We start from the raw sequence: 7,597 nt of genomic DNA, 5'->3' as shown, positions 1-7,597 counted from the left end.
CGTCGACGCCGAGCAGCAGGGTGTCGAGCCGCGGCGTCGACGTGCCGGCGGCGAGCGCGGCGAGCTCGCCCGCCGACCGCCACCGGAGCGCCTGCGCGATCGACGCATCCGACAGCAGGTGCTCGGCGAGGTCGAACGTCGAGCTGAGCTGCGCGGGCGCCTGGCGCTCGACGACGAGCTGGTCGAGGGCGTCGTCGGACATCGCCTGGATGCGCGCGGCGAGCTCGACGACGTCCATCAGCGCCTGCGCGCCTTGCCGGCCGCGTTCACGAGCACGAGCGAGACGAGGCACACGATCGCGAGCGGCAGCGACAGGAGCGGCAGCCAGTAGGCGTACTGCCACATCGTGGAGGCGAACATCGGCACCGAGTCGCGCAGCGCGACGTGCAGCAGCGTCGCGGCGAAGCCGAGCACGGCGATCGCGATCAGCACGACGACGGCGATCGAGAGGATGCGCTCCGCGGCGTCGCGCCCCGTGCGGGGCTCGGTCGCGGTGGGGTCGGTCGCGCCAGCGCGCCCGCGATGCCGGGGGCGCTGCGTCGGGTTCCTGCTGGCCTTCGGCATCCGACCAGGATATCCCGGTCGGGGCTCAGCATGCCGCGCACTACGCTGGACGGGTGCGGCAGGGCGCCGCGCCAAGCACAGCGCCAGGAGGGTGCCATGCCGACCGGCAGGGTGAAGTTCTTCGACGACGCCAAGGGATTCGGCTTCATCGCCGGCGACGACGGCGTCGAAGTGTTCCTGCACGCGTCGGCCGTGCCGGCGGATGTGCAGATCAAGCCCGGCGCGAAGGTCGAGTACGGCATCGCGGAGGGCCGGCGAGGCCCGCAGGCGCTGTCGCTCCGGGTGGTCGGCGGGCCGACCGCCGTGCGCGCGCAGCGCCGCGACACCGAGGACATGGCGATCATCGTCGAGGACCTCGTGCGCCTGCTCGACACCATCGGCAACGACCTGCGCCGCGGTCGCTACCCGAGCGCCGCCCACGGCTCGACGGTCGCCCAGATGCTGCGGAAGGTCGCCGATGACCTCGACGCCTGATCCCTCGGGTTCGACCGAGCCCGAGGTCGTCGACTCCGCCGCGCCGACCGACTCCGCCGAGCCCGCTGAGTCCACGCGGCCGGCAGAGCTGACGCCCGAGTCGGCCCTCGTGAGCGAGGCGCCGGATGCGTCAGAGGCCACCGCGCAGTCCGAGGGCACAGCTGAGTCCAGCAGCACCGCGCAGCAGCAGCCCAAGGCGCAGCCGGTCCCCGCGACGCCCACGCCCGAGGAGCTCGAGCTCGCCGCTGCCGCGCTGCACGACGTGACGCCGCGCGGCTCCGTCGGGCACGTGCTCGACGCGCTGCTCGAGGGCGGCGAGGGCGACCAGGCGCAGGTGCTGGCCATCCGCCACATCTCGACGCTGCCCGGCTACCCCGACTGGACCTGGACGGTGCTGCTCTCGCGTGGCGTCGAGGGCGGCCCGACCGTGCTCGAGGTGGCGCTGCTGCCCGGCGAGGGCTCGCTGCTCGCGCCGGCGTGGGTGCCGTGGTCGGAGCGGCTCGCCGACTACCTCGCCGCGAAGGAGTCGGCGGGTGCCGACGGCGAGGGCGACGACGAGGACGACGAGGAGCTCGACTCCGATCTCGAGTCCGACCTCGAGGACGACTTCGACGACGACTTCGTGGAGGACGACGAGGACGACGACGAGTCGGACGGATGGGGCGAGGTCGCCGAGCGCGACGCGGGGCCCGACGACAGCCGCGACTGACTACGCCGCGTCGTCCCTGAGGATCCGCGCGACCGCAGCCGCCTCAGCAGGCAGGTCGCGCTCGAGCGTCGTCCACAGCAAGCGGTGATCGGTGTCCGCTGCGTCAGCGGTCGAGCAGGAAGTCGAGGCTCCGCGTGAGCTGCACGACGTCGCTCGGCTCGATGGCCGCGAACGTCGCGACGCGCAGCTGGTTGCGGCCGAGCTTGCGGTAGGGCTCGGTGTCGACGACGCCGTTGGCGCGCAGCGCCTTCGCGAGCGCGGCGGCGTCGACCGAGTCGTCGAAGTCGATCGTCACGACGACGTTCGAGCGGTGCGCCGGGTCGGTCACGAACGGCGTCGCCTCGGCGCGGCCCTCGGCCCACGCGTAGAGCGTCGCCGCCGACTCGGCCGTGCGTGCGGCCATCGCGTCGAGCCCTCCCAGCCCCAGCATCCACTGCACCTGCTCGTCGAGCAGCAGCAGCGTCGCGAGGGCGGGCGTGTTGAGCGTCTGGTCGAGCCGCGAGTTCGTGACGGCCTGCTGCAGCGAGAGGAACTCGGGGATGTAGCGGCCCGAGGCCGCGATGCGCTCGATGCGCTCGATCGCGGCGGGCGAGACGACCGCGAGCCAGAGGCCGCCGTCGGCGGCGAAGTTCTTCTGCGGCGCGAAGTAGTAGACGTCGGTCTCGGCGACGTCGACGGCCAGACCGCCCGCCGCACTCGTCGCGTCGACGACCGTGAGCGCATCCGACTGCCCGCGCACGACCGGGTGGAAGACGCCGGTCGACGTCTCGTTGTGCGGGTAGGCGACGACGTCGACGCCCTCGACGGCGGCGAGCTCCGGGCGCGAGCCCGGGTCGGCCGACGCGATGCTCGGCGCCTCGAGCCACGGGGCGGCGGCGGCCTTGCCGAACTTCGCTCCGAACTCGCCGAACGCGAGGTGGTGCGAGCGGCGCTCGATGAGGCCGAACGCCGCGGCGTCCCAGAACGCCGTCGAGCCGCCGTTGCCGAGCAGCACCTCATACCCCTCCGGCACGGAGAAGAGCTGCGCGAGCCCCTCGCGCACGGAGCGCACGAGCGACTTGACCGGCGCCTGCCGGTGGCTCGTGCCGAGCAGGTCGAGGCTCGACTGCAGACGGGCGACCTGCTCGGGTCGCACCTTCGACGGTCCGCAGCCGAAGCGGCCGTCGGCGGGCAGGAGGTCGCGGGGGATGACGATGGCGCTCACCTGCCAATCCTATGAGCGCTGGCCAATAGGGTGGGAGCCAGGTCGGATGGGCCGGATCGGGCGAGCACAGAGCAGGAGCTGCGGGTGACAGATCTCGTCGATACGACAGAGATGTACCTCCGCACCATCCTCGATCTCGAGGAGGAGGGCATCACGCCCCTGCGTGCGCGCATCTCCGAGCGGCTCAACCACTCGGGCCCGACCGTGTCGCAGACGATCAACCGGATGCAGCGCGACGGCCTCGTCATCGTCGCACCCGACCGCCACCTCGACCTCACCGAGGAGGGCCGCGCGCTCGCGACGCAGGTGCTGCGCAAGCACCGCCTCGCCGAGCGGCTGCTCGCCGACGTCATCGGCCTCGACTGGAGCCTCGTGCACGACGAGGCCTGCCGGTGGGAGCACGTCATGAGCGAGCAGGTCGAGCGCAAGCTGCTCGCGCTGCTCGGCAACCCCTCCGAGTCGCCCTACGGCACGCCCATCCCCGGTCTCGAGGAGCTCGGGCTGCCGCCCGCCGAACCCTTCCTCTCCGGCGTCGTGTCGGCGGCGTCGGCGCGCGGCGAGCACGTCGTGCGCAGGCTCGGCGAGCCCATCCAGGACAACGTCGACGGCCTCGTCGAGCTGCAGGCTGCGGGCGTCGTGCCGGGCGCGCGCGTGCGGGTGACCGACATGGGTCCGCGCATCCGCGTCACGGTCGTCGACGGCGCCGCGATCGACCTCCCGCTCGAGCTCGCGCAGCACCTCTATCTCACCGCCTGACGTCCAGGAAGCATCCAGCCGCCGCAGAGGCTCGCCGAGTACCGGGGATGGATTGTGACGGATTGGTAACGGTCGGTTAGTCTTCCTCAAGATTCGGACGCTCTACGGCACGACGGAGCGCCAGAGGTTCTTGGGGGAACACCGACACATGAAGCTGCAGCACTCGACGGCCATCGCCGTCTCGCCGATGGCCGAGCGACCCGCTGGAGGCTCGTTGCGCCGCGGTGCGAAGAGCGTCGGCGTGGTCTGCATCGCGGCCGCCCTGGTCGGCGCTCTGTCGCTGCCCGCCGCCGCGTTCTCGCCGCAGGGCGAGCAGTTCACCGCCGAGCAGCTCGCGAGCGTCGTCGCGGAGAACTCGCAGACGATCACCGTCGCCGCCAACGCGCGCGTCGACCTCGTCGCTCGCGACGGCCTCGCCGGCACGACCGCCGAGGAGCTCGAGCAGATCCGCGCCGAAGCGCGCGCCGCCGAGGAGGCCCGCCAGGCCGAGCTCACCGCAGCTCGCGAGGCCGCCGCCGCTGCCGCCGCTGCGACCGCGGCATCCCCCGCAGCCGCCGCTGCCGCTGCCGCCGGCGGGAGCGCGGCACCCGCCGCCGCCGTCAACGTGCCGTCCAACGGCTCGATCGTCGGCATCGCGCAGTCGCAGCTCGGCGCGCCCTACGTCTGGGGCGGCGCGAGCCCCTCGACCGGCTTCGACTGCTCGGGCTTCACCTCCTGGGTCTTCGGCCAGGCCGGCTACTACCTGCCCCGCTCGTCGAACGCGCAGGCCGGCTACGGCACCCCGGTGCCCGCATCCGCGGTCGCCGCGGGCGACCTGCTCGTCTGGAGCGGCCACGTGGCGATCCACGCCGGCAACGGCCAGATCATCCACGCCGCGACGAGCGGCAAGCCCGTCAAGTACTCGAGCTACGCGGCCATGGTCGCGGCGTTCGGGACCCCGCAGGTGCGCCGCTTCGGCTGATCCTGCGTATCGGGTGACAAACCGATAACGATTTGATAACGTAGGACCTTGTGCCGCCCTGGTGGCATGCATCTTTGCCCCGATCGCTTTGGAGTACCAGCCTGTGACGACCTCAACCGAGATGACGGCCAACGAGCCGAACGACCGGAAGCGCTTCACCCGCGTCAACGTCGTGCGTGGTGCCCGTCGGGTCGGCGTGATCGCCATCGCCGCGGCGCTCGCGACCCCCCTCGCCCTCCCCGCCTTCGCCGCCAGCTCGGATGCAGGCTCGCAGGAGTCGCTCTCCGCCCTGGTCGCCCAGGACGCGCAGTCGGTCTCCGGCGTCGTCACCGCAGGCGAGAGCGGCCTCGACAGCGCTCGCCTCGAGGTGCAGGCGACGACCGCCGAGGAGCTCCAGGCCATCCGCGCCGAGCTCGAGGCGGCAGCCGCCGCCGAGCAGCAGGAGCGCGAGGCGGCAGCAGCCGCCGCCGCGACCCGCACGGCGAGCCAGGCCCCGGCCTCGCAGTCCTCCTCCTCGTCGTCGTCGGGCTCGTCCTCGGCCGCCGCGGCTCCCGCCGCCGCAGCCTCGGCCGGCGCATCCGGCAGCGTCATCGCCAACGCCGCGCTCGCGCAGGTCGGCGTCTCGCAGGACTGCGTGCAGCTCGTCCGCCGCTCGATCGCCGCGGCTGGCCTGCCCTACTCGGGCATGGGCTCGCTCTTCAACCTCGGCCCGACCATCCCGATGTCGGCGGCCTCGCCCGGCGACGTCATCTACTACGCCAACGGCGGCACGGGCAGCGCCCACGTCGCGATCTACATCGGTGGCGGCCGTGCGGTGCACGGTGGCTGGTCCGGCTACAACACGGTGGTCGCCGGCGTGAACATCGGCGGCTCGGCCCCGGTCTTCATCGACCTGACGTGATCCGCTCCCGCTGATCTCCTCGAAGCGCCCGTCCCTCCTGGGGACGGGCGCTTCGTCGTTCCCCGGTACAATCGTCGGGCCTGGCCTCTGTAGCTCAATGGAAGAGCATCTCCGTCCTAAGGAGCTGGTTGGGGGTTCGAATCCCTCCAGGGGCACGTCGTGTGGAGTGCAGTCGCGTGACCGTTGTCATGGTCGGGTCGTGACGGCGGGCTGAGGTCTTCGAGCCGGGCCGGTTCAAGACTGGTGCCATGCTCGACACCCACCCCACCCCGCTGGCGCGGCCAGCCCGCGCGACGCCCGGCCCCGGCCACGTCGCCGCCGTCCAGGTCACGAACCTCTCCAAGTCGTACGGCGCCGTCCGCGCTGTCGACGGCCTCACCATGCGCATCGAGCCGGGCGAGATCGCCGCCGTCCTCGGCCCGAACGGCGCCGGCAAGTCGACCGCGAACGAGGCGATCCTCGGCCTGCTGCAGCCCGACGCAGGCTCGGTCGAGGTCTTCGGCCTCGACCCGCGCGCCGCCGTCCGTGCGGGCCGGGTCGGCGCGATGCTCCAGTCCGGCGCGCTGCTCGCCGACGCCCGCGTCATCGACGTCCTCCGGCTCATGGCCGGCCTGCACGCCAATCCGCTCCCGCTCGCCGAGGTGGTGGGGCGCGCCGACCTCGGCGCCTTCCTCACGACGCGGACCGACCGGCTCTCCGGCGGCCAGGCGCAGCGGCTGCGCTACGCGCTCGCGCTGCTGCCCGACCCCGATCTGCTGCTCCTCGACGAACCCACCGTGGGCATGGACGTCGAGACGCGACGCGGGTTCTGGCGCTCGATGCGGGAGTTCGCCGCCGCCGGCCGCACGGTGCTCTTCGCCACCCACTACCTCGAGGAGGCCGACGACGTCGCCGACCGCATCGTCGTGCTCGCGGGCGGACGGGTCGTCGCAGAGGGGACCGGTGACGAGATCCGGTCCCGCGTCGCCGGCCGCACCATCGCGCTCGCCGCCCTCGACGCCACCGAGCTCGACGCGACCGTCCTCGACGCGACCGACCTCGCTCGGCTGCCCGCCGTGGCCGCGGTCGAGCGCGTCGGGAGCCGCTGGCACCTGCACAGCACCGACTCCGACCGCACCCTGCGCGAGCTGCTCCGCGACGAGCGCGTCTACGACGTCGAGGTCACTGCCGCTCGGCTCGAGGACGCGTTCCTCGCCCTCACCGCCCCGCCCGACACCCAGCAAGGAGCAACGCCATGACCACCCTCGCCGAACCGCGCCGCAGCATCCGGCCGATCGTCCTCCCGCCGGCACTCCACTACGCGCTGCACAGCGCCGCCCTCACCGCCAGGAACGTCACCTTCGTGCTCTTCACGGTGATCATGCCGGTGACCCTCTACCTCGTGTTCTCCGCGATCTACGGCGGCGGGGCCGACGCCGGGCTCGCCTCGGCGATGATCATGGTGTCGATGGCCGCCTACGGCAGCCTCGGCGCCGCGATGAGCGGAGGCGCCCAGCTCGCGCTCGAGCGTCGGTCCGGCTGGTTCCGCCAGCTGATGATCACCTCCGTGCCGCCGCGGTCGTTCCTGCTGGCGCGGGCAGCGGTGACGATGCTCCTCGTGCTGCCCGCGCTGCTCCTCGTCTTCCTCGCGGGCGGGTTGCTCGGCGGCGTGACCGCCACGGCCGGCCAGTGGCTCGCGTCGCTGGGCCTCATCTGGATCGGCCTCCTGCCCATGACCGTGCTCGGCATGGTCGTCGGCGTGTGGGTCAAGGCGGAGGCGGTCCAGGGCGTGACCACGATGCTGCTGCTCGCGCTCTCGCTGCTCGGCGGCCTGTGGTTCCCGGTCGACGCCATGCCGTCGGCCATGGGCACGGCGGCGCTCGCCCTGCCCACGTACTGGCTCGGCGAGTTCGGCCGCTTCCCGTTCCTGGCGGGGGCCGTCTTCCCCTGGGCTGGGATCTGGGTGATGCTGGCATGGTCGGTGCTCCTGACGATCCTCGGCGCGCTCGGCTATCGGCGAGCCGCGATCACCAGCAGGCGCTGACGGCG

At 72.8% G+C, this 7,597-nt stretch carries 10 protein-coding genes and 1 tRNA gene; 8 read left to right on the top strand and 3 right to left on the bottom strand.

Annotated elements, in window-relative coordinates:
* A partial coding sequence (locus tag ABD106_RS06000) for a hypothetical protein (protein WP_343918382.1) occupies nt 1-238 on the bottom strand: 238 nt, incomplete at its 3' end.
* Nucleotides 238-564, bottom strand: coding sequence for a hypothetical protein (locus ABD106_RS05995; protein WP_343918380.1), 327 nt, complete (start codon nt 562-564; stop codon nt 238-240). The genes ABD106_RS06000 and ABD106_RS05995, both read right to left, overlap by 1 nt.
* Before the next feature lie 96 nt (nt 565-660).
* Between ABD106_RS05995 and ABD106_RS05990 the strand changes: the two genes are divergently transcribed.
* Both ABD106_RS05990 and ABD106_RS05985 read left to right on the top strand, forming a co-directional pair.
* A complete protein-coding gene (locus ABD106_RS05990; protein ID WP_343918378.1) occupies nt 661-1,038 on the top strand; it encodes a cold-shock protein in 378 nt (125 codons plus the stop codon).
* Complete coding sequence (locus ABD106_RS05985) at nt 1,022-1,747, top strand: DUF3027 domain-containing protein (RefSeq protein ID WP_343918376.1); 726 nt, start codon at nt 1,022-1,024, stop codon at nt 1,745-1,747. Before ABD106_RS05990 ends, ABD106_RS05985 begins: the two co-directional genes overlap by 17 nt.
* Before the next feature lie 103 nt (nt 1,748-1,850).
* Here ABD106_RS05985 and serC read toward each other — a convergent pair whose 3' ends face one another.
* Nucleotides 1,851-2,951, bottom strand: a complete 1,101-nt coding sequence (serC, locus tag ABD106_RS05980; RefSeq protein WP_343918374.1) for a phosphoserine transaminase — start codon at nt 2,949-2,951, stop codon at nt 1,851-1,853.
* 84 nt (nt 2,952-3,035) lie between these two features.
* On the opposite strand from serC, the gene ABD106_RS05975 reads away from it, so the two are divergent.
* The 6 genes from ABD106_RS05975 (at nt 3,036) to ABD106_RS05950 (ending at nt 7,592) form a co-directional block, all read left to right on the top strand.
* Nucleotides 3,036-3,707 carry an iron-dependent transcriptional repressor DtxR gene (locus tag ABD106_RS05975; RefSeq protein WP_343918372.1) on the top strand — a complete coding sequence of 224 codons (672 nt, stop codon included), beginning with the start codon at nt 3,036-3,038 and terminating at the stop codon, nt 3,705-3,707.
* Between the two features lie 148 nt (nt 3,708-3,855).
* The gene (locus ABD106_RS05970) at nt 3,856-4,668 is read left to right on the top strand and encodes a C40 family peptidase (protein ID WP_343918370.1); all 813 of its coding nucleotides are present in this window, start codon (nt 3,856-3,858) and stop codon (nt 4,666-4,668) included.
* A 103-nt stretch (nt 4,669-4,771) separates the two neighbouring features.
* Nucleotides 4,772-5,569 (top strand): NlpC/P60 family protein, encoded by a 798-nt coding sequence (locus ABD106_RS05965; RefSeq protein WP_343918368.1) that lies wholly within the window; start codon nt 4,772-4,774, stop codon nt 5,567-5,569.
* Nucleotides 5,570-5,652: 83 nt separating this feature from the next.
* Nucleotides 5,653-5,724, top strand: a tRNA-Arg gene (locus ABD106_RS05960).
* Nucleotides 5,725-5,817: 93 nt separating this feature from the next.
* On the top strand, nt 5,818-6,807 hold the full coding sequence (locus ABD106_RS05955) for an ABC transporter ATP-binding protein (protein ID WP_343918366.1): 990 nt from the start codon (nt 5,818-5,820) through the stop codon (nt 6,805-6,807).
* Complete coding sequence (locus ABD106_RS05950; RefSeq protein ID WP_343918364.1) at nt 6,804-7,592, top strand: ABC transporter permease; 789 nt, start codon at nt 6,804-6,806, stop codon at nt 7,590-7,592. The genes ABD106_RS05955 and ABD106_RS05950 overlap by 4 nt, the downstream gene beginning before the upstream one ends.
* Nucleotides 7,593-7,597 lie beyond the last annotated feature (5 nt).

This window comes from Agrococcus citreus, assembly GCF_039527715.1.
Lineage (GTDB): Bacteria > Actinomycetota > Actinomycetes > Actinomycetales > Microbacteriaceae > Agrococcus > Agrococcus citreus.
Note: the sequence above shows the minus strand (reverse complement) of the source record. Positions and strands in the feature narration are given on the sequence as shown.